Source organism: Rhodococcus sp. PvR044 (assembly GCF_040548995.1).
In the GTDB taxonomy this organism is placed as follows: Bacteria; Actinomycetota; Actinomycetes; order Mycobacteriales; family Mycobacteriaceae; genus Rhodococcus_G; species Rhodococcus_G oryzae.
This window is the reverse complement of the sequence record NZ_JBEPSX010000019.1, coordinates 13062-33643: the sequence shown is the minus strand read 5'-3', so window position 1 is coordinate 33643 and position 20582 is coordinate 13062. Positions and strand designations below refer to the sequence as shown.

Genomic DNA, 20582 nt, shown 5'->3' with positions numbered 1-20582 from the left:
AACTGATGACCAACCTCTTCGATCCCCGTGCACTCGGCGGCCAGGCACCGGCCGGCGCTCAGTCGCGCTACATCCTGCCTTCCTTCATCGAGCACTCCAGCTACGGCGTCAAGGAGTCGAACCCGTACAACAAGCTCTTCGAGGAGCGCATCATCTTCCTCGGCGTGCAGGTCGACGACGCCTCGGCGAACGACGTGATGGCGCAGCTGCTGGTGCTCGAGTCGCTCGATCCCGATCGCGACATCACCATGTACATCAACTCGCCCGGTGGCTCGTTCACCTCGCTGATGGCGATCTACGACACCATGCAGTACGTCCGGGCCGACATCACCACCGTGTGCCTCGGGCAGGCGGCGTCGGCGGCGGCGGTGCTGCTCGCGGCTGGCACCCCCGGCAAGCGTCTGGCACTGCCGAACGCGCGCGTGCTGATCCACCAGCCGTCCACGGGCGGCATCCAAGGCCAGGTTTCCGACCTGGAGATCCAGGCCGCCGAGATCGAGCGGATGCGCCGGCTCATGGAGTCGACGCTGAGCAAGCACACCGGCAAGGACGCCGAGGTGATCCGCAAGGACACCGATCGCGACAAGATCCTCACGGCCGCGGAGGCCAAGGAGTACGGGATCATCGACGACGTGCTGGAGTACCGGAAGCTCTCCGCCCAGAAGTAGCGGTCGTCGGCCTCCGGGTCGACAGAAGACGGTCGGGCTCCGCGACACGCCGCGTTCGTTCGGATGTTGCGTGTCGGGGAGCCGACCGGTCAGGCTGGAACCCCCGGTCGGAATCGGGGTGGCACTGGTCGTCGGAGTTTCACCTCGGCTGCGCGCCGAGTCAAATCATCGGCAACTGGTCGACCTCGTTCCGAAACTACGGGTACGGTCACATCAGGGGCTTTTGTCCGCCCAGGGATGTGGGTCGCGACGACTCACACGCTCGGGCGGGGGATGGTCACCACGCTGAGAAGGAAGTAGGGACCTGACGAGATGGCACGCATCGGTGACGGCGGCGACCTGCTGAAGTGCTCTTTCTGCGGCAAGAGTCAGAAGCAGGTGAAGAAGCTCATCGCGGGACCAGGGGTCTACATCTGCGATGAGTGCATCGACCTGTGCAACGAGATCATCGAGGAAGAGCTGGCCGAGTCGAGCGAGGTCAAGCTCGACGAGCTGCCCAAGCCGGCCGAGATCCGTGACTTCCTCGAGAACTACGTGATCGGTCAGGACGCGGCCAAGCGCACGCTCGCGGTCGCGGTCTACAACCACTACAAGCGCATCCAGGCCGGTGACAAGGGTCGCGACGCCCGCGGCGAGACCGTGGAACTGGCCAAGTCGAACATCTTGATGCTCGGCCCGACAGGCTGTGGCAAGACCTACCTCGCGCAGACGCTGGCGAAGATGCTGAACGTTCCGTTCGCCATCGCCGACGCGACAGCACTCACCGAGGCGGGCTATGTCGGCGAGGATGTCGAGAACATCCTGCTCAAGCTGATCCAGGCCGCGGACTACGACGTCAAGCGCGCCGAGACCGGCATCATCTATATCGACGAGGTCGACAAGATCGCCCGCAAGAGCGAGAACCCGTCGATCACCAGGGACGTGTCCGGCGAGGGTGTGCAGCAGGCTCTGCTGAAGATCCTCGAGGGCACCCAGGCGAGCGTGCCCCCGCAGGGTGGGCGCAAGCATCCGCATCAGGAATTCATCCAGATCGACACCACCAACGTGCTGTTCATCGTTGCGGGCGCGTTCGCGGGTCTCGAGCGGATCGTCTCCGATCGGGTCGGCAAGCGCGGCATCGGTTTCGGGGCGGAGGTGCGTTCCAAGGCCGAGCTGGACACCCAGGATCACTTCGCCGAGGTGATGCCCGAGGACCTGATCAAGTTCGGCCTGATCCCGGAGTTCATCGGCCGTCTCCCGGTCGTGGCCTCGGTGACCAGCCTGGACAAGGAATCTCTCGTGCAGATCCTGTCCGAGCCGAAGAACGCTCTGGTCAAGCAGTACACGCGGCTGTTCGACATGGACGGGGTGGAACTCGAGTTCTCCCCGGACGCGCTCGAGGCCGTCGCGGATCAGGCGATCCTGCGCGGCACCGGTGCCCGTGGCCTGCGCGCCATCATGGAAGAGGTCCTGCTGCCGGTGATGTACGACATCCCGAGCCGCGACGACGTCGCCAAGGTGGTCGTGACGGCCGAGACGGTCAACGACAACGTGCTGCCGACCATCGTCCCGCGCAAGCCCGAGCGGCCGGAACGTCGCGACAAGTCGGCGTAATCAGCACAACGACAACAGCAGACGGAGAACGGCCGGTGGGATTCCCACCGGCCGTTCTCCGTCTGTCGGGGTCGTTCGCGAGCTAGCGTGACCCGTATGGCGACCGAAGGCTCGATCCTCGTGCTCAACGGACCCAACCTGAATCTGCTCGGGCAGCGCGAGCCCGAGGTGTACGGGTTCGCCACCCTCGACGACGTGGAGGCCATGTGCCGCGTGGTCGCCGCCGAGTACGGCCGTGAGATCGATGCGCGCCAGTCCAATCATGAAGGCGTACTGATTGATTGGATCCACGAGGCCCGCGATTGGGCCTCGGGTGTGGTGATCAATCCGGGTGGCTATACGCACACCTCCGTGGCGCTGCGCGACGCCATCGCCACGCTCGGGGTGCCGGTGGTCGAGGTGCACATCAGCAACATCCACGGTCGCGAGGAGTTCCGGCACCGGTCCCTCGTGTCGTCGGTCGTCGACGGCGTGGTGTGCGGCCTCGGGCCGGAGGGCTACCGCGTTGCCGTCGACTGGATCTGTCGACAACGGCGGTCAGGAGGCGTCGCCGACTGAGGCGATCGCGGCCCGCAGGCGGGCGCCCGCCTCCTCGGCCACGGCCTCGAGCGCGGGTTCGCCCGTGACCTGCACCATCAGTTCGGGATTCATCGCCTCCACGATGACGGTGCCGTCGGTATCGGGATCGGAGCGAACGATCACGTTGCACGGCAACAGCAATCCGATCTGCCGGTCGATGGTGACCGCGCGGTGCGCCAGCGGCGGGTTACACGCACCGAGGATCAGATAGTCCTCCATGTCCACGTCGAGCTTCGCCTTGAGCGTCGCGCGCATGTCGATCTCGGTGAGCACGCCGAAGCCCTGTTCCTGTAGGGCCTTTCGGGTCCTTTCGACCGCATCGGCGAAGGAGGCTTGCAGTGTCGTCGAGAGCGCCAGGTTCATGAGTTGTCTCCGTTCTGGATCGGGGTGTTCACGCGGGTTCGTCGAGTCGTCTGATACCGAGCCGTTGCATCAGCAGGCTGGCCGGGCACCATCCGACGGTCGCATAGAAGAGCAGGTTCACGGCGACGAATCCGGTGAGGATCAGCCACCACGACGAGAACGCGAGGGTGAGCGCGACGCTGAGCAGCACCATGGTGCCTGCGAGGAGCGGAACCAGCCGCTCGACCGTCCATCCGCGGTGGCGGGGAAATGTAGCCATGGGGGATCTCCTTTCTGGGGTCAGCCGTGCGAGAAGCTGATGTCGGGCAGCACCCTGCGCAGCCAGGCGGGCGACCACCAGGCGGCGTGCCCGGTCAGTCGCAGCAGCACCGGCAGCAGGACCAGGCGGATGAGGACCGCGTCGAGCAGGACGGCGACGCCCAGGATGATGCCCATCTCCTTCGGCGGAAGCGGATCCGCGAGGGCGAAGGTGAAGAACACCGCGACCATCACCGCCGCCGCGGCGGCGATCACCCGGCCGGAGTGTGCGAGGCCGTCCACGTGCGCGACCTTCGGATCGCCGGATCGCTCGTAGTGTTCCTTCGCGGTGGACAGCAGAAACACTGTGTAGTCCATCGCGATGGCGAAGATCATCGCGAAGAAGAACACCGGCCCCCATCCGTCCAGGAAGCCCTGCGGGGTGAAGCCGAGCAGGCCCGCCCCGTGTCCGTCCTGGAAGATCAGCTTGGCGACGCCGAACGCGGCGGCGGTCGAGAGCAGGCTCACCACGGTGCCAAGGATGGCGATCAGCGGGGCCTGCAGCGCGACCAGCAGCAGCAGGAACCCGAGCACCAGGATGATGCCGACGATCAGCGGCAGGTAGTCGTTGAGCGCCTGCTGCAGATCGAGGTTCTCGGCAGGTGCGCCGCCGACCATGGCCTGCTCGGGCAGCTCGGACCGCAGCTGGGTGAGGATCGAACCCATCGACTCGTCGGAGGGGTCGACGCCCGGTATCGCCTGCAGCATCACGTGGTCGGAGCCGTCGATCGCCGGCTGCGGCGGGGTGACCATCGCGATTCCGTCGACGGCGGCCGCGGCGCCGGCCGTGGCCTCGGCCTCCGATGCAGGGGCGATGATCTGCAGCATTCCTGGCGCGCCCTCACCCAGCTGTTCCTGGACGAGTTCGTAGCCCTGCCGGACCGGCGCGTCGGAGGGGACCACCTCGATCGACGGCATCGCGACCTTCAGGCCGAGCACCGGGAGGGACAGCGCGATCAGGATCAGCAGCGAGCCGATCGCGAACGGCCACGGGCGGCGGTGCAGGAGGTTGCCCCACGCGGCGAAGCGGGGGGAGCGGTGCTGCTGCCGCTTGGCGTACGGGAGCGCGCCTGCGTTGACCTTGGTGCCGAGCTTGCCGAGCACGGCGGGGAGCAGGGTCAGCGTGGCCGCGAGAACGAAGGTGACGGCGAGCATGATGCCGACGGCCATCGTCCGGACCGCGGGCGCCGGTACCAGCAGTACCGCGGACAGGCTCACGAGCACGGTCAGTCCCGAGAGGACGACGGCCTTGCCCGCGGTGTCCATCGTCTCGGCGACCGCCGCGCGCGGGTCGCCGCTCTTGCTCAGCGCATCCCGGAATCGCGACACGATGAACAACGCGTAGTCGATGCCGAGCGCGAGGGCGAACATCATTGCGAAGTTCATGGCCCACACGGAGATCGGCGTGACCGTGTTGAGCAGGACCAGCCCGCCCGCGGAGGCGATCAGGCCCGCCATGGTCAGCAACAGCGGCAGTCCCGCCGCAACCAGCGACCCGAACGCCAGCACCATGATCGCGAGCGTGACCGGCCAGGAGAGCATCTCCGCCTGGATCATCGCGTCGTGATTGGCCTTGTTGAAATCGCTCCACAGCGCGGACGCGCCGGTGGGGTAGACCTCGATCTCATTCGTGGACAGTGCGCCCAGTTCGCCCTTGAGCTCGTCGACGGCCTTGACCATGTCGTCGGTGCCCGCGTTCGCGCCCGCGATCAGGATGCCGGTGTGCCCGTCCGGGCTGATCGACATGCCGGGCTGCGGGGCGATGACCTCGCCGAACCGCTGATCATCGGCGAACACCGCGGTGGCGTCGGCGAGGACCTGCTGCACCTGCGGATCGGCGACCGTGAGCGTGTCCGAGTGCACGACGACCTGCACCGCGGCGGAGGAGTTCCCACCGAAGTGCTCCTGCGCGAGCTCGCGGACCTGCACGGATTCCGAGCCGTTGGCCTGCCAGCCGGCGCCGGCAAGCGAGGTGAACACCGACGGCGCGGCGGCGCCGAGCGCCACCAGGGCGATCAGCCAGATGCCGAACACCCACCGGGCGCGTCCGACCATCGCCGCGCCCAGTCGGCCGAGGAGTCCCCCAGTCGATGCGATCGGCGGCGGGCCGTCGCCGCCCGCTCTCACCGCCCGGGTTTTGTCCACCTCGGCCGTGTTGCTGGTCATGCGAATCTCCTCGATATGCCCTGGTGGGTATCTGCTCGGTATGAGTCGACCATACCCTAGGGGGTATCTAGGTAGGATGCGAGAAGCGCCACAGGGGTGGGCGGGCGGTCGGGTGCGGCGTCAGGCCGGCTTGATCCGGGCCTCGCCGCTGTAGACATTCATGGTCTCGCCGCGCAGGAACCCGACCAGGCTCAGACCGGACTCGGTGGCGAGATCGACGGCGAGCGACGACGGGGCGGAGACGGCGGCCAGCACCGGGACGCCTGCGACCACGGCCTTCTGCACGAGTTCGAAGGAAGCGCGCCCGCTGACCACGAGGATCGCCTCGCGCAGCGGCACCCGGTCGGCGGTCAACGCCCAGCCGAGCACCTTGTCGACGGCGTTGTGTCTGCCCACATCTTCGCGAATCGCGAGCAGGGCGCCGTCGGCGGTGAACAGTCCGGCGGCATGCAGGCCGCCGGTCGAGTCGAAGACCCGTTGCCGCGCGCGCAGGGTCACAGGCATGGACGCCAGGGTCGACGGCGTCACCACGGGGTCGGGAGCGGTGAGGTCGTAGCGCGAGCGCACCCGGACCTCCTCGAGCGAGGCCTTGCCACAGACGCCGCATGCCGAGGTGGTCAGGAACTGGCGATCGGCGCCGGTCGGCGGCGGGACCCCGGGAGCGAGCGCCACGTCGAGCACGTTGTAGGTGTTGGCGCCATCGGCATCGACACCGTCGCAGTACCGGATGACCGAGACGTCGGACGCCGATCCGATGATGCCCTCGCCCAGCAGGAACCCGTGCACCAGGTCGATGTCGTCCCCTGGGGTTCGCATGGTCACCGAGAGCGATCGGCCGCCGATCCGGATCTCCAGCGGTTCCTCCACGGCCAGGCTGTCCGGTCTGCGCACCGTGGCGCCACCGGTGATCCGTAGCACCGGGCGGCGCGCGGTGACCCGACCCATCAGTGCGCCCCCGCCGGTTCGAGCCGTACCAGCACCGCCTTGGACACCGGCGTATTCGACTTCGCGGCAACGTGATCGAGCGGAATGAGGGGGTTGGTCTCCGGGTAGTAGGCGGCGGCATTGCCCTTGGGGGTGCTGTACCGGACGGCCCGGAAGTCGCGCACCCGGCGCTCCTGCAGCACGCCGTCGGGGCCGGTCCACTCGGAGACGATGTCCACGGCGGCGCCGTCGGCGATGCCGAGTTCCGCGAGGTCGGCCGCGGACACGAAGATCACCTTGCGGCCGCCCTTCACACCGCGATAACGGTCGTCGAGCCCGTAGATGGTGGTGTTGTACTGGTCGTGACTGCGCAGGGTCTGCAGGATCAGCCGGCCGGGGGGAGTGGGCAACCACTGCAGCGGACTCGCGGTGAAATTGGCCTTGCCGGTGCTGGTGGGGAACTCGCGCCGGTCGCGCGGCGGGTGCGGCAGCTGGAACCCGTCGGGCCGCCGGACCCGCTCGTTGTAGTTCTCGCAGCCGGGTACCACCCGCGAGATCGAATCGCGGATGCGGTCGTAGTCACCCTTGAACTGTGCCCACGGCACCGAGTGGTCGGCGCCGAGCAGGTGCTCGGCGAGTTCGCAGACGATTGCGACCTCGCTGCGCAGCTGATCGCTGACGGGTGTCAGGTTGCCCCGCGAGAGGTGCACCATGGACATCGAATCCTCCACGGACACCATCTGTTTCCCGCCGGCCTGGATGTCCTTGTCGGTGCGGCCGAGCGTCGGCAGGATGAGCGCGGTGCGCCCGGTCACCACGTGCGAGCGGTTGAGCTTGGTCGAGACCTGGACGGTCAGCGCGCACGAACGCAGTGCGGCCTCGGTGGCCTCGGTGTCCGGGGTGGCCCGGATGAAGTTCCCGCCCATCGCCATGAAGACGGAGCCCTTGCCGTCACGCATGCCGCGGATGGCGGCGACGGTGTCCCAGCCGTGCTTTCGGGGGCTGACGATCGAGAACTCGCGGTCCAGCGCGTCGAGGAACGAGTCCGGCATCTTCTCCCAGATACCCATCGTGCGGTCGCCCTGGACGTTCGAGTGCCCACGCACCGGGCAGACGCCCGCGCCGGGCTTGCCCATCATGCCGCGCATCAGCAGCAGGTTGGTGATCTCCTGAATGGTCGCGACCCCGTGCGTCTGTTGGGTCAGGCCCATCGCCCAGCATGCGATCGTCCGTTCGGAAGAGGCCATCGCGTCGGCGGTCTCGCGCAACTGCGTCATCGTGAGTCCGGTGGCCTCGAGGACGACGTCGAGATCGACTGCGCGGATGTTCTTCTCGTACTCGGCGAAACCCGCGCAGTGCTGCTCGACGAAGGCGCGGTCCACCACCGAGCCGGGGTCCGCGTCGTCCGCCTCGAGCAGCAGCCGCCCGAGCCCCTGGAACAGGGCCATGTCGCCGCCGAGGCGGATCTGCAGGAACTCGTCGGCGATGTCGACGCCGCGCCCGATCACGCCGCCCACCTTCTGTGGGTCCTTGAACCGGCGCAGCCCCGCCTCGGGCAGCGGATTGACCGCGATGATCTTGGCGCCGTTCCCCTTTGCCTTCTCCAGCGTGGAGAGCATCCGGGGATGGTTGGTGCCGGGGTTCTGGCCTGCGATGAGGATGAGGTCGGCGTACTCGAGGTCCGGCACCGTCACCGAACCCTTGCCGATGCCGATCGATTCGGTCAGCGCGCTGCCGGACGATTCGTGGCACATGTTGGAGCAGTCGGGCAGGTTGTTGGTGCCGAAGCTGCGGATCATCAGCTGGTAGAGGAACGCGGCCTCGTTGCTGGTGCGGCCGGACGTGTAGAACACGGCGCCGTCGGGGCCGGGCAGCGCGCGCAGGTGGTCGGCGATCAGCCGGTAGGCCTCGTCCCATTCGATCGGCGCGTAGTGGGTCGCGCCCTCGCGGAGCACCATCGGGTGCGCGAGGCGCCCCTGCTGTCCGAGCCAGTAGTCGGTCTTCTCGGCCAGCTCCGCCACCGAGTGCTCGGAGAAGAACTCGGGACCGACTGTGCGCAGCGTCGCCTCCTCGGCAACGGCCTTGGCGCCGTTCTCACAGAACTCCGCGGGCTTGCGGTGCCCCGGCGTCTCGGGCCAGGCGCAGCCGGGGCAATCGAACCCGTGTCGCTGATTGAGCCTGGCCAGGGTCCGGGCGGTGCGGACGGCGCCCATCTGCTCGAGGCCGCGTTGCAGGGACACGAGGACCGCGGGCACTCCCGCCGCGTGGTCCTTGCTGTGCGTGACGACCAGCTCGGATTCGTCTATGTCGCGTTCGGGTCCCTTGCGAGTCATGCCTACATAGTGGCCCCGTCACGGGCCCGCCGAAAGCGAGGTGACCCACTCTGCCTACTATTTCGGCTAGCCTTACCTAGCTTTGGTGACGATGGAGGAGAGTCGATGGCAGACGTCGGTAGATTGACGCGGCGGGGATTTCTGATCGGAACGTCGGGCGCGCTGCTCGCGTTCGCCGCTGCCTGCAGCAGCGACGGTGACGGAGGTTCGGCCTCCTCGGGCACCGGCGCGACCATCGGCAACAAGTACGGCGAGACCCAGGTCCCGCTCGACCCGCAGCGCGTGGTCAGCGTGGGATACAACGACCAGGACGCGATCCTGGCGCTCGGCTCCACCCCGGTCGGCGTCTTCGACTGGTACGGCAACTACCCGAACGCAGTGTGGCCCTGGGCGCAGGATCTGCTCGCCGGGGCGACGCCCGCGATCATCGGCAGCGCGAACACCGGGATCGACGTCGAGAAGGTGGCCGCCACCAACCCCGACCTGATCATCGGCACCTACTCGGGCCTGACCAAGGACCAGTACAACAAGCTCAGCGCGCTCGCGCCGACGGTCGCGCAGCCGAAGGAGTTCGCCGACTACGGCGTGCCGTGGCAGGACCAGACCCGGATCATCGGCGAGGCGCTCGGCAAGCAGGACAAGGCGAAGGAGTTGGTGACCTCCGTCGAGAAGCAGTTCACCGATGTCGCGGCCGCCAACCCGGCGTTCGCGGGCAAGACGGTGATCGTGGGTGCGCTCAAGGGTCCGGGCCAGTTCGGCGTCTATGGCCCGGAGGACCCGAAGGTCCGCTTCTTCACCGAACTCGGCTTCGTGAATCCGCCTGTCACGCAGCAGATCACGACCACGAACTTCGCCCCGATCAGCACGGAGCAGCTCTCGCTCGCCGACGCCGACCTGCTGGTCTGGTACGCGGGTGGCGGCTACGGCGACAAGCTGCGGGCCGAGCTCGACAAGACGCCGGTCTATCAGGAGCTGAACGTCGTCAAGGACGGTCGCACGATCATCCTCGAGGACGAGGCCGCCGAGGCGATGACCTGGAGCACCGTGCTGTCGCTGCCGTACGCGCTGGAGAACATCCCGCCGCGGATCGCTCCGCTGCTCACGAAGTAGTCCTGGCGAGAGTTCGCCCGACGCGCTAGGGGACCAGGACGACCTTTCCGACGTTGCGACGCTCGGTCAGGATTCGATGGGCCTCTGGCGCGTCGGCGAACGGGACGGCGTCGGACACCACGGGTGCCACGACGCCGTTCTCGATCAGCTCGCGCAGCGGGGTGATCCACGGCTCCAGCGTGCCGCGGTCGTCCCACAGTCGCAGCATGTTGAGGCCGATCACCGTCTTGGACTCGCTCATCTGGTCGATGAGATTGAAGCCCCGCATCATGCGCAGGGCCTGCGGTGCCGCCCGTAACAGGTTTCGCTTGTCGCCCGCGACCACCGAGCTGGCCCCGAAGGCGACGAGCCTGCCGCCGGGACGCAATTGGCCGTAGCTCCGCCGCAATGACTCCCCGCCGATCGCGTCCATGATCACGTCCATCGGCGGAAGCTCGCTGTCCCACCCTCGTTTCCGGTAATCCAGCGCCACGTCGACGCCGAAGCCACGGATGGCGTCGTGCTTGCCTGGCGAGGCGGTTCCGTAGACCTCGGCGCCGACGTGCTTGGCGATCTGCGTCGCCGCGATCCCGACGCCACCCGCCGCGGCCTGGATCAGGACCCGCTCTCCCGCACGGAGATTCGCGTAGCCGACCAGGCCTGCCCAGGCGGTCGCGTAGTTGACGGGAATGGCGGCGCCCTGCTCGAAGCTCAAGGAGTCCGGCAGCGCGATCACGTCTCGGGCGTCGGCACACACCTGCTCGGCGTAGCCGCCGAACCGCGTGCCCGCGACCACCCGGTCACCCACGGCGAGGCCGACGACATCCGCGGCGACCTCGCTGATCGTGCCCGCGACCTCGTAGCCGACGACGCTCGGCAGCGGCGGGGCGTCGGCGTACAGGCCGAGTCGGGCCATCACGTCGGCGAAGTTGACGCCCGCGGCCCGGACGTCGATGCGGACCGCGCCGGGGCGGAGCGCCGGCGATGGACGTTCCTGGACCTCGAGGACGTCGGCGTCCCCGTGCTTGGTGATCACGACTGCGCGCATGTGGGAAGGCTAGTCCCGATCGGCTCCGCACAGGCGGGATGCGGGTCCGCCCGGCCAGGGAACGACCGTCAGCCCTGGCCATTCCCGCCGCCATCGGGCCGCCTTCGCCTCGTAGACCTCCCGCGGGGCCAGGATCGGGTTGGGGCGCAGCACCATGCTGAAGAGATCATCGAGGCCGTGGGGTGCGTAGACCTGGAACTCCCCGGTGGGGGAGCGCGTGATCCCCACGCAGCAGGTGGTGGATGCGAAGTGGTCGATCGCGTCCGCGCAGCTCGTGAAGGGGACGCCAGGGACACCGAATCGATCCTCGTACCACAGGTGTACCCGCGCCTCGTTGCGCAGCTCGACTGCCGCCTCGACGTCGCCGTACAGGGTCTCCGCCTGCCTGATCATTCGGTCCTCGGCCGCGTAACCGAGGTCCGCCCGGTCGAAATAGAAGAGGTCGTAGTCCTTGATGCCTGCCAGGAGATCGCGGCCGTCGAGGTGGTTCCAGACCGTCTGGAAGACCCCACCGGCCGTGAGATACCAGTCGCTCATCCCGAGATCGGGTGCACGATCGAGGATCGTTCGGGCCACGGGATTTGCGAGCACGATCCCGAGGAGTCGCTCCTTGTCGGTGGACGAGCCCATGGCCTCACTCTCGCATGATCGTTCTCTAGGGTCACTCTGACCCAGTCCACGAGGTAGCTGACGAACGCTATTCGCCGCGCTCTGTTCATGTGCCAACCGTTTCCCTGGGGTGCCTTGGACGTTTGCGAACCCGGCACTCGGCGCGGGGTGTGTCGCTCTAGTTGTAGTACTGGACGGCGCAGAACTCATTCCGCTCGGGATCCGTGAGCACCACGCAACGCCCTCCGGGTATTCGTGGCGTTCACCGGTGTCGCGGCCGCCGAGGGCGATGACGCGTTCGACCGCGGCGTGGAAGTCGTCGACGGCGACATCCAGATTGATGCGGACCTTCCCGGACTTGGGTTCGGGGACCGGCTGCAAATTGATGCGTGGCTCGTGTTCATGCCGTGGGGTGAGCTCGATCCATCCGGGCAGGCCCGGCAGCGCCTCACGATCAAGTAAGGCTCCCCGGAATCCGGCCAATCGGATCGGGTCCGTGCAGTCGATCGTCAGGCCGCTCCATCGAATCCACATTCCTTGATTCGACCGCACAGTCGATGGCGATGGGTCCGTTTGTTCTCGAGTTCCTCAAACCCCTTGCGTGCAGGCCATTCCCGAGTAAACTCGAACATATGATCGAATAGAGTCTCCGGGGGGGTGATTGGAGTGTCAGCTTCGGCAGTGACCGATCGTGAGCGGATTCTTCTCGACGCGATCTCCGAGACCTCCCGCGCCGAGAACGCGGCGGCGGCCCGGTTGATCGCGCAGATCATGGACTACACCAGCTCTCGTGGCACCTTCGACCATCGTGCTCCCGGTGCCGGGTTCGACACCGAGCAGGCGGAGCGGTCTGCGCTCGCGGAGGTCGCGCTGGCGTTGTCGAGCACCTTCAGGTCGGTGTCGTCGCTGATGCGGCTCGGGTTCACCCTCGAACGGATGCCCGAGATTCGGGGCGCTTTCGCTGCTGGCGAGGTGTCTCTGGCGAAGATCCGGGTGATCGATGAGCACACCCGCAAGGCCACCGCTGCTGCGGTGCTGCGCCTGGACTCGGACATCCTGTCCGCCGCGCGACGACTCGCACCGACCCCACTCGGAATCGAGATCGCCCGGATGCTGATCGAGGACGACGCCGCATGGGCGCAACGCGCCCGCGAGGAGGCCGAAGCCAAGCGCAAGGTTCGCTCCCGCCGTCTGCCCCACGGGATGGGCGTCCTGTCGGTGACGCTGACGGCGACTCAGTTGACGGCGGTCACGGGGCTGATTGTGAAGGTCGCCAAGACGGCGTGCCGGGCCGATCCGCGTCCCCTCGACGTCCGGTGTGCGGACGCATTCATGGTCTTGATGCACGGTGGGAGGGCCCTGACCTGCGAGTGTGGCGACCAGGACTGCGCGGCCACCCGCAACTGTGAACCTGCCGCCCCACAGGTGAATCTGACGATCTCGTGCGGGCTGGAGACGCTGCTCGGGTTGGCCGACAACCCGGCCTATCTGGAGGGCTACGGCTATCTGGATGCCGGCCAGGCCCGTGCCATCGCCGAGGATGCGACCTGGCAGGCGATCATCGACTGCGCCAGGCAGGCGCTCGACCGCCTGCAGTGCGACAACATCGTCGGCGGTGACGGTACCGATGGCGTGACCGAATCGACCGAGGAACGTGCCACGGCGGAACCGGACCACCTGCCACCCGGCATCGGGGCGGAACCCGAAGCGCGCGAACCCGACCCGCCAGATCCATCCGACCCGCCAGATCCGTGCCGCGCGGCCGTGGCCGAGCCCGACGAGCAGCACGAGTCGACCGCCGGATCCGGCCTGCTCGTGTTCAGGAGTCGGATCCTGCCCGCGGGGGCGGCCGCGCTTCCGGTCCGCAAGCTCCCGCATCCCGGTGTCATCTCACCGGCCGACGCCATCGACGGCCTGTTCCGCACCATCCTGAACGACCCTGCGGATCTCGTTACCGCGTTCCCGGACGGCCACGGCGGATTCACAAAGCCGCCACCGGGCGCGCTGACCTACCGGCCGAGCGACCTACTCGCCGCCGCCGTTCGGCTCCGCGATGGCACCTGCCGACACCCGGACTGCCTGATCGCCGCCGCGGACTGCCAGATCGATCACGTCGTCGCGTTCAACAGAGCTGATCCGATCCTTGGTGGCTGGACCGTTTTCGCCAACCTCCAATGCCTGTGCACGCTGCACCATCAACTCAAACCGCGGGCCTCTGGCGTCACGACATGCTCGCCGGCGCGATCATGCACATCTACAACACGATCGGGCAGCACGCCCTCACTCTTCCCGTGAGGCGACAGGGGCTCCGGATTCCGCCCCCAGCTCGGGCGCCGGCTGCCGCAGGTTCAGGATCACCACGCCCGCGATGATCAGCGCGAGCCCGAGGAACTTCGCAGCGGATGCCTGTTCGCCGAGGAACGCGATGCCGATCACCGCGACCGTCGCGGTCCCGATCCCGGACCAGAGCGCGTACGCCAGGCTCACCGGCAGCGACCGCAGTGCCTGGGCCAGGCAGGCGAACGAGGTGGCGTAGCCGAGCAGAACGGCGATCGTGGGCAGCGGTCGACTGAACTGTTCGGTGCTGCCGAGGAACACCGTGGCCAGGATCTCGCAGGTGATCGCGGCGGCGAGGAAGGCCCACGCCCGTACGCGGTCGCTCATCCGACACCGCCGAGATTCAGCGCGACCACGCCCGCCACCACCAGGGTGATGCCGAGGATTCGGCCGGCCGACCGGGGTTCGCGCAGGACCAGCATCCCGATGGCGGCGATCGCGGCGGTGCCCACCCCCGCCCAGACCGCGTACGCCACACCGACATCGAGGGTGCGCAGGGTCTGCGACAGGCAGTACAGCGCCACGCAGTAGAGGCCGAGGACCACCGCGGTCGGGCCGGGCCGCCGGAAGCCCTCCGTCCGGGTCAGCAGGCTCGTCGCGAGTACCTCCGCGCAGATGGCCACCGAGAGAAACACCCATGCCATCGTCATGGCTACAACGTATCGGGGGCGGTAGCGTCGCGGCATGGCCGCCGTCACGGTTCGACCCGCCGCCCCCTCCGACGTCCCCGCCGCCGGACGCGTGCTGGCCGCGGCCTTCGATGACGACCCGGTCACGGAATGGCTGTGGCCGGATGTCGGCTCGCGCCGCGCGGGGCTGCCGCACATGTTCGGGACGCTCATCCGGCACCATCACTTTCCGCTCGGCGGCGTCGAGGTGGCGCTCGCGTCGGACGGGTCGGTGGCCGGGGCAACCCTGTGGGACCCGCCGGGACGCTGGCGGCAGTCGGCGCTGAGCCAGCTGCGCGCGCTGCCCGGACTGATCCGCGCCTTCGGTGGCCGGATCATGGCGGGGGCGGAGTTCGCCGGGACGATCGAGAAGGCGCACCCGGAAGAGCCGCACTGGTTTCTCAGCACCATCGGCACCGACCCCTCGGCGCGTGGCGCTGGTCACGGCACAGCGTTGATGAACTCCCGGTTGGCCCGGTGCGACGCCGAGCACGCGCCCGCTTATCTGGAGTCGAGCAAGGAGTCGAACGTCCCCTATTACGAGCGATTCGGCTTCGAGGTGACGGGCGAGATCGTCATCCCGAACGGCGGCCCGACGCTGTGGGCGATGTGGCGGGCGCCTCGCTGACCGGACGGCGGTGTCGGGGGACCCCGCGGGTTCTCTAGAATCACCGGGTGACCAGTGCCGTGCCGCAGGACCCCATGAACCCCGCCGACGCCCTCCCGAAGAGCTGGGACCCCAGCGCGGTAGAGCAGGAATTGTACGAGGGTTGGGTGGACGCCGGCTACTTCACGGCGGACCCGACCAGTGACAAGCCCGGCTACTCGATCGTGCTGCCGCCGCCGAACGTGACCGGCAGCCTCCACATGGGCCATGCCCTCGACCACACCCTGATGGACGTGCTCTCGCGACGTAAGCGCATGCAGGGCTACGAGGTGCTCTGGCTGCCCGGCATGGACCACGCGGGCATCGCCACCCAGAACGTGGTGGAGAAGCAACTCGCGGCGGACGGCAAGAAGAAGGAAGACTTCGGCCGCGAGCTGTTCATCGACAAGGTCTGGGACTGGAAGCGCGAGTCCGGCGGCACCATCGGCGGCCAGATGCGCAGACTCGGCGACGGCGTCGACTGGAGCCGCGACAGGTTCACCATGGACGAGGGCCTCTCGCGCGCCGTCCAGACCATCTTCAAGCGGATGTACGACGCGGGACTGATCTACCGGGCCGAGCGCCTGGTCAACTGGTCGCCGGTGCTGCAGACCGCCATCTCCGACATCGAGGTCAAGTTCGAGGACGTCGAGGGCGAGCTGGTCTCGCTGCGCTACGGCTCCCTGAACGACGACGAGCCGCACGTCATCGTCGCCACCACGCGTGTGGAGACGATGCTCGGCGACACCGCGGTCGCCGTGCACCCCGACGACGAGCGCTACCAGCACCTGCTCGGCACCACCCTCGAGCACCCCATCACGGGCCGGCAGATCCCGATCATCGCCGACGACTACGTTGACCCGGAGTTCGGCACCGGCGCGGTGAAGATCACCCCCGCGCACGACCCCAACGACTTCGAGATGGGCCTGCGGCACAACCTGCCGATGCCCACGATCATGGACAAGACCGGCAAGATCGCCGATACCGGAACGCAGTTCGACGGCATGGACCGGTTCGAGGCCCGCGTGAAGGTGCGCGAGGCGCTCGCCGAGCAGGGTCGTGTGGTCGCCGAGAAGCGTCCCTACCTGCACAGCGTCGGCCACTCCGAGCGCAGCGGTGAGTCCATCGAGCCGCGGCTCTCGCTGCAGTGGTGGGTCAAGGTCGAGGAGCTCGCCAAGGCCGCGGGCGACGCGGTCCGTAACGGCGACACCACGATCCACCCCGCCAGCCTGGAGCCGCGCTGGTTCGGCTGGGTCGACAACATGCACGATTGGTGCATCTCGCGCCAGCTGTGGTGGGGTCACCGCATCCCGATCTGGTACGGCCCTGAGGGAGAGGTCCGCTGCGTCGGACCCGACGAGACCGCGCCCGAGGGCTGGGAGCAGGACCCCGATGTCCTCGACACCTGGTTCTCGTCCGGACTCTGGCCGTTCTCCACGATGGGCTGGCCGGAGCAGACCCCGGAGCTCGAGAAGTTCTACCCCACAAGCGTTCTCGTTACCGGCTACGACATCCTGTTCTTCTGGGTGGCCCGGATGATGATGTTCGGCACCTTCGTCTCCGAGGACGACGCGATCACCGCGGGCGAGGGCAAGACCGGTCCGCAGGTGCCGTTCACGGACGTCTTCCTGCACGGTCTGGTCCGCGACGAGCACGGCAAGAAGATGTCGAAGTCGAAGGGCAACGGCATCGACCCGCTGGACTGGGTGCGCGAGTTCGGCGCCGACGCGCTGCGCTTCACGCTGGCCCGCGGCGCGAACCCCGGCAGCGACCTCTCCGTCGGTGAGGATCACGCGAAGGCCTCCCGCAGCTTCGCCACGAAGCTGTTCAACGCCACGAAGTTCGCCCTGATGAACGGCGCGGCGCCCGCGCCGTTGCCCGCCGAGCTCAGCGACGCCGACCGCTGGATCCTGGACCGGCTCGAGCAGGTCCAGGCCGAGGTCGACGCCGCGTTCGACCGCTACGACTTCGGCAAGGCCTGCGACGCGCTCTACCACTTCGCCTGGGACGAGGTGTGTGACTGGTACCTCGAGCTCGCCAAGGTGCAGTTCGCAGGCTCCGAGGCCGAGGGCACCAAGGCCGTGCTCGGCAATGTCCTCGATGCGCTGCTGCGCATGCTGCACCCGGTGATGCCGTTCGTCACCGAGACCCTCTGGAAGGTGCTGACCGGCGGGGAGTCGGTGGTGATCTCCGAGTGGCCGACCGCGACCGGTGAGGCCGCCGATGCCGTTGCCGCGCAGCGCATCGCGGACGTCCAGCGGCTCGTCACCGAGATCCGCAGGTTCCGCAGCGATCAGGGTCTGAACCCCGGCCAGAAGGTGGCGGCGAGGCTCAGCGGGATCGCCGAGGCCGACCTGGACGGCAAACAGGCCGCGGTCGCCTCGCTGGTCAAGCTGACGGATCCGGCCGACGACTTCAGCGCGACGGCCTCGCTGGAGGTGCGGCTCAGCCGCGGCACCGTCACCGTCGAGCTGGACACCTCGGGCACCGTGGACCTGGTCGCCGAGCGCAAGCGCCTCGAGAAGGACCTGGCGGCGGCCGAGAAGGAGCTCGCGGGCACCGCGGCCAAGCTGTCCAACGAGGCGTTCCTCGGCAAGGCGCCGGACAACGTGGTCGACAAGATCCGTGCCCGGCAGACCCTGGCCGCGGAGGAGGTCGAGCGGATCACCGCCCGGCTCGCGGCGATGGATCTGAAGGGTCAGGCGTGAACGCCGAGACGCCCGAGAAGTGGGACGGGGGATCGCAGCCCACGCCCGTCGATCTGGCCGAGCTGGCGCTCGTCGAGGCCGAACTCGACCAGCGCTGGCCCGAGACCAAGATCGAGCCCTCCACCGCCCGCATCGCGGCCCTGATGGACCTGCTCGGCTCGCCGCAGCACAGCTATCCGGCCATCCACGTCGCGGGCACCAACGGGAAGACCTCGGTCACCCGGATGATCGACGCGCTGATGACGCGCCTGCACCGTCGGGTCGGGCGGACCACCAGCCCGCATCTGCAGCTGGCGACCGAGCGGATCAGCATCGACGGCAAGCCGATCTCGCCTCGCCTGTACGTGGACACCTACCGTGAGCTGCTGCCGTACGTCGAGATGATCGACGCCCAGTCCCAGGCGGCGGGTGGCCCCGCGATGAGCAAGTTCGAGGTGCTCACCGCTATGGCGTTCGCGGCCTTCGCCGAGGCGCCGGTGGATGTCGCGGTCGTGGAGACCGGGCTCGGCGGCCGTTGGGACGCAACGAATGTCATCGACGGTCAGGTGGCGGTGATCACCCCCATCGGGCTCGATCACGTCGAGTTCCTCGGCAGTGACATCGCCGGGATCGCCGCCGAGAAGGCCGGGATCATCAAGAAGGCGCCCGAGTCGCTGGTGCCGCGCGACACCGTCGCGATCCTCGCGGAGCAGACGCCGGAGGTGACCGAGGTGCTGCTGCGCCGGGCCGTCGAGGCCGACGCCGCGGTGGCCCGCGAGGGATCCGAGTTCAAGGTCCTCGCCCGCCGGATCGCGATCGGCGGACAGCAACTGGAACTGCAAGGCCTGTCCGGGGTCTACAGCGACATCTTCCTGCCCCTGCACGGCGAACATCAGGCCCGCAACGCCTCGCTCGCGCTCGCCGCGGTGGAAGCGTTCTTCGGGGCGGGGGCGGACCGCCAGCTCGACGTCGACGCGATCCGGGAGGGCTTCGCCTCGATGACCAACCCGGGGCGCCTCGAGCGGGTGCGCAGCGCGCCCACCGTCTTCCTCGACGCCGCGCACAACCCGCACGGGGCCAAGGCTCTGGCCGCCGCGCTCGTCGCGGAGTTCGACTTCCGCAAGCTGGTCGGCGTCGTCGCGGTGATGGCGGACAAGGACGTGGCCGGGATCCTGACCGCGCTGGAGCCGGTGTTCGACGAGATCGTCGTGACGCACAACGGATCTCCGCGCGGCATGGACGTCGAGGAACTCGCCAACCTGGCGGTGGCCCGGTTCGGCGACGAACGCGTGGTGGTGGCACAGACGCTCCCGGACGCGCTCGAGACAGCCATCGGGCTGGCCGAGGAGGTCGCCGAGCCCGGTGAGGCTGTATCGGGGGCGGGCGTCGTGGTCACCGGTTCGGTGGTCACCGCTGGCGTGGCCCGCACCCTGTTCGGAAAGGACCCGGCGTGAGTACTCCCGAGGGATCGAGCACACCCGAAGGTGACGCGGAGGGTGGCGCTCCGCGCTTCCGTCCGCCGGTGAACGACCCGTGGAAGGGCTTCCGCGGGGTCTGCGCGGGCACCCTGATCCTGGAGGCGATCGTGGTGCTGCTGGCGCTGCCGGTGGTGGCGACCGTTGGCGGCGGCATCACCTGGCTGTCCGGCGTCTACCTGGTCGGACTCGCGCTGCTGATGATTCTCGGCGGCGGTGTCCAGGGCAGGCCGTGGGCGATGGGGTACAACTTCGCGCTGCAGGCGGCGTTGATCGCCGGTTTCGCGGTGCACCCCGCCATCGGCGCGGTGGGACTGCTGTTCGGTGCGGTGTGGGCCTACCTGCTGTATCTCAAGCGGGACCTCACCGAGCGGATCGAACAGGGTCTGCTTCCTGGCCAGCGGGACTGACCCCTTAAGCTGTCCGCCGTGACTGAGCGCACCCTGGTACTGATCAAGCCCGATGGCGTCGCCCGCCGATTCGTAGGAGAAATCCTTTCCCGTGTCGAGCGGAAGGGGCTGTCCATCACGGCCCTCGAGATGAAGACCGCGGACGAGGCGCTGGCGGGCCAGCATTACGCCGAGCACCTGGGCAGGCCCTTCTATCCGGGGCTGATCGAGTTCATCACGTCCGGACCCCTCGTCGCCGCAGTGCTCGAGGGCCCGCGCGCGATCGCGGCTTTCCGACAGCTCGCGGGCGGCACCGACCCGGTCGAGAAGGCCGTCCCCGGTTCCATCCGCGCCGACCTGGCACTGGACGGCCAGCAGAACCTGGTGCACGGGTCCGACTCCGTCGAGTCGGCCGAGCGGGAGATCGCGCTCTGGTTCCCGGAGCTCGCCCGCGGCTAGTCCGCATCACCCCCGACCACCTGTAAGAGGTCCGAACACGCCGCGCCGGATCGGCGCCGGTGCGCCGTTGGCGTGGTCGGGCCCGACGGTGTGGGATACTGATGGCGGTCGACCCGCGATGTGTTCCATACGGGCCCGATCGGATGACACCACGGTTCGATGCCCGATCATCGCTGCCACGGCGCGCAGGAAATCCCTCGCGGTCCCAGGCATGCTGGATGATCAGGCGCACGGATCAGGGAGTACGGCCAT

Annotated in this window: 19 protein-coding genes; 10 read left to right on the top strand and 9 right to left on the bottom strand. The window is 68.2% G+C overall.

Annotated elements, in window-relative coordinates; genetic code table 11:
- Nucleotides 1–5 precede the first annotated feature (5 nt).
- The 3 genes from ABIC28_RS26560 to aroQ all read left to right on the top strand — a co-directional run bounded on the left by ABIC28_RS26560 (nt 6) and on the right by aroQ (nt 2819).
- Nucleotides 6–668: an ATP-dependent Clp protease proteolytic subunit gene (locus tag ABIC28_RS26560; protein WP_027499880.1), complete on the top strand. Its 663-nt coding sequence runs from the start codon at nt 6–8 to the stop codon at nt 666–668.
- 312 nt (nt 669–980) lie between these two features.
- Entirely contained in the window at nt 981–2261 is a 1281-nt protein-coding gene (clpX, locus tag ABIC28_RS26555; protein ID WP_077042099.1) for an ATP-dependent Clp protease ATP-binding subunit ClpX, read from the top strand.
- Between the two features lie 96 nt (nt 2262–2357).
- The gene (aroQ, locus tag ABIC28_RS26550) at nt 2358–2819 is read left to right on the top strand and encodes a type II 3-dehydroquinate dehydratase (protein ID WP_354581716.1); all 462 of its coding nucleotides are present in this window, start codon (nt 2358–2360) and stop codon (nt 2817–2819) included.
- Here aroQ and ABIC28_RS26545 read toward each other — a convergent pair.
- The 5 genes from ABIC28_RS26545 to ABIC28_RS26525 all read right to left on the bottom strand — a co-directional run bounded on the left by ABIC28_RS26545 (nt 2799) and on the right by ABIC28_RS26525 (nt 8923).
- Entirely contained in the window at nt 2799–3203 is a 405-nt protein-coding gene (locus tag ABIC28_RS26545; protein WP_097211430.1) for a DUF302 domain-containing protein, read from the bottom strand. The two genes, aroQ and ABIC28_RS26545, sit on opposite strands and share 21 nt — an antisense overlap.
- A gap of 28 nt (nt 3204–3231) precedes the next feature.
- Entirely contained in the window at nt 3232–3462 is a 231-nt protein-coding gene (locus tag ABIC28_RS26540) for a YgaP family membrane protein (RefSeq protein WP_354581714.1), read from the bottom strand.
- A 20-nt stretch (nt 3463–3482) separates the two neighbouring features.
- Complete coding sequence (locus ABIC28_RS26535; RefSeq protein WP_420030231.1) at nt 3483–5666, bottom strand: MMPL family transporter; 2184 nt, start codon at nt 5664–5666, stop codon at nt 3483–3485.
- Nucleotides 5667–5786: 120 nt separating this feature from the next.
- Complete coding sequence (gene fdhD, locus ABIC28_RS26530; RefSeq protein WP_209926820.1) at nt 5787–6611, bottom strand: formate dehydrogenase accessory sulfurtransferase FdhD; 825 nt, start codon at nt 6609–6611, stop codon at nt 5787–5789.
- Entirely contained in the window at nt 6611–8923 is a 2313-nt protein-coding gene (locus tag ABIC28_RS26525; protein ID WP_354581711.1) for an FdhF/YdeP family oxidoreductase, read from the bottom strand. Before ABIC28_RS26525 ends, fdhD begins: the two co-directional genes overlap by 1 nt.
- Nucleotides 8924–9028: 105 nt before the next feature.
- On the opposite strand from ABIC28_RS26525, the gene ABIC28_RS26520 reads away from it, so the two are divergent.
- Nucleotides 9029–10033 carry an iron-siderophore ABC transporter substrate-binding protein gene (locus ABIC28_RS26520; protein ID WP_097211426.1) on the top strand — a complete coding sequence of 335 codons (1005 nt, stop codon included), beginning with the start codon at nt 9029–9031 and terminating at the stop codon, nt 10031–10033.
- Nucleotides 10034–10058: 25 nt separating this feature from the next.
- On the opposite strand, the gene ABIC28_RS26515 is transcribed toward ABIC28_RS26520, so the two are convergent.
- Both ABIC28_RS26515 and ABIC28_RS27285 read right to left on the bottom strand, forming a co-directional pair.
- Nucleotides 10059–11060, bottom strand: a complete 1002-nt coding sequence (locus ABIC28_RS26515; RefSeq protein WP_209926816.1) for a zinc-binding dehydrogenase — start codon at nt 11058–11060, stop codon at nt 10059–10061.
- Nucleotides 11061–11069: 9 nt separating this feature from the next.
- Nucleotides 11070–12203, bottom strand: a complete 1134-nt coding sequence (locus ABIC28_RS27285) for a nucleotidyltransferase family protein (protein WP_502945072.1) — start codon at nt 12201–12203, stop codon at nt 11070–11072.
- A gap of 147 nt (nt 12204–12350) precedes the next feature.
- Between ABIC28_RS27285 and ABIC28_RS26500 the strand changes: the two genes are divergently transcribed.
- Complete coding sequence (locus ABIC28_RS26500; RefSeq protein WP_354581709.1) at nt 12351–13964, top strand: HNH endonuclease signature motif containing protein; 1614 nt, start codon at nt 12351–12353, stop codon at nt 13962–13964.
- Here the strand turns inward: ABIC28_RS26500 and ABIC28_RS26495 are convergent.
- Nucleotides 13950–14333: a DMT family transporter gene (locus ABIC28_RS26495; RefSeq protein WP_097211421.1), complete on the bottom strand. Its 384-nt coding sequence runs from the start codon at nt 14331–14333 to the stop codon at nt 13950–13952. The two genes, ABIC28_RS26500 and ABIC28_RS26495, sit on opposite strands and share 15 nt — an antisense overlap.
- Complete coding sequence (locus ABIC28_RS26490; protein WP_245220978.1) at nt 14330–14656, bottom strand: DMT family transporter; 327 nt, start codon at nt 14654–14656, stop codon at nt 14330–14332. Before ABIC28_RS26490 ends, ABIC28_RS26495 begins: the two co-directional genes overlap by 4 nt.
- Nucleotides 14657–14690: 34 nt before the next feature.
- Here ABIC28_RS26490 and ABIC28_RS26485 point away from each other — a divergent pair, with 34 nt between their 5' ends.
- From ABIC28_RS26485 to ndk, 5 genes are all read left to right on the top strand, one after another.
- Nucleotides 14691–15302, top strand: a complete 612-nt coding sequence (locus tag ABIC28_RS26485; protein ID WP_354581706.1) for a GNAT family N-acetyltransferase — start codon at nt 14691–14693, stop codon at nt 15300–15302.
- 74 nt (nt 15303–15376) lie between these two features.
- Entirely contained in the window at nt 15377–18028 is a 2652-nt protein-coding gene (locus tag ABIC28_RS26480) for a valine--tRNA ligase (RefSeq protein ID WP_373560249.1), read from the top strand.
- The gene (gene folC, locus ABIC28_RS26475; protein ID WP_097211418.1) at nt 18025–19461 is read left to right on the top strand and encodes a bifunctional tetrahydrofolate synthase/dihydrofolate synthase; all 1437 of its coding nucleotides are present in this window, start codon (nt 18025–18027) and stop codon (nt 19459–19461) included. Before ABIC28_RS26480 ends, folC begins: the two co-directional genes overlap by 4 nt.
- On the top strand, nt 19458–19892 hold the full coding sequence (locus tag ABIC28_RS26470; protein WP_097211417.1) for a DUF4233 domain-containing protein: 435 nt from the start codon (nt 19458–19460) through the stop codon (nt 19890–19892). Before folC ends, ABIC28_RS26470 begins: the two co-directional genes overlap by 4 nt.
- 18 nt (nt 19893–19910) lie before the next feature.
- A complete protein-coding gene (gene ndk, locus ABIC28_RS26465; protein ID WP_097211416.1) occupies nt 19911–20330 on the top strand; it encodes a nucleoside-diphosphate kinase in 420 nt (139 codons plus the stop codon).
- The last annotated feature ends 252 nt before the right edge of the window (nt 20331–20582 follow it).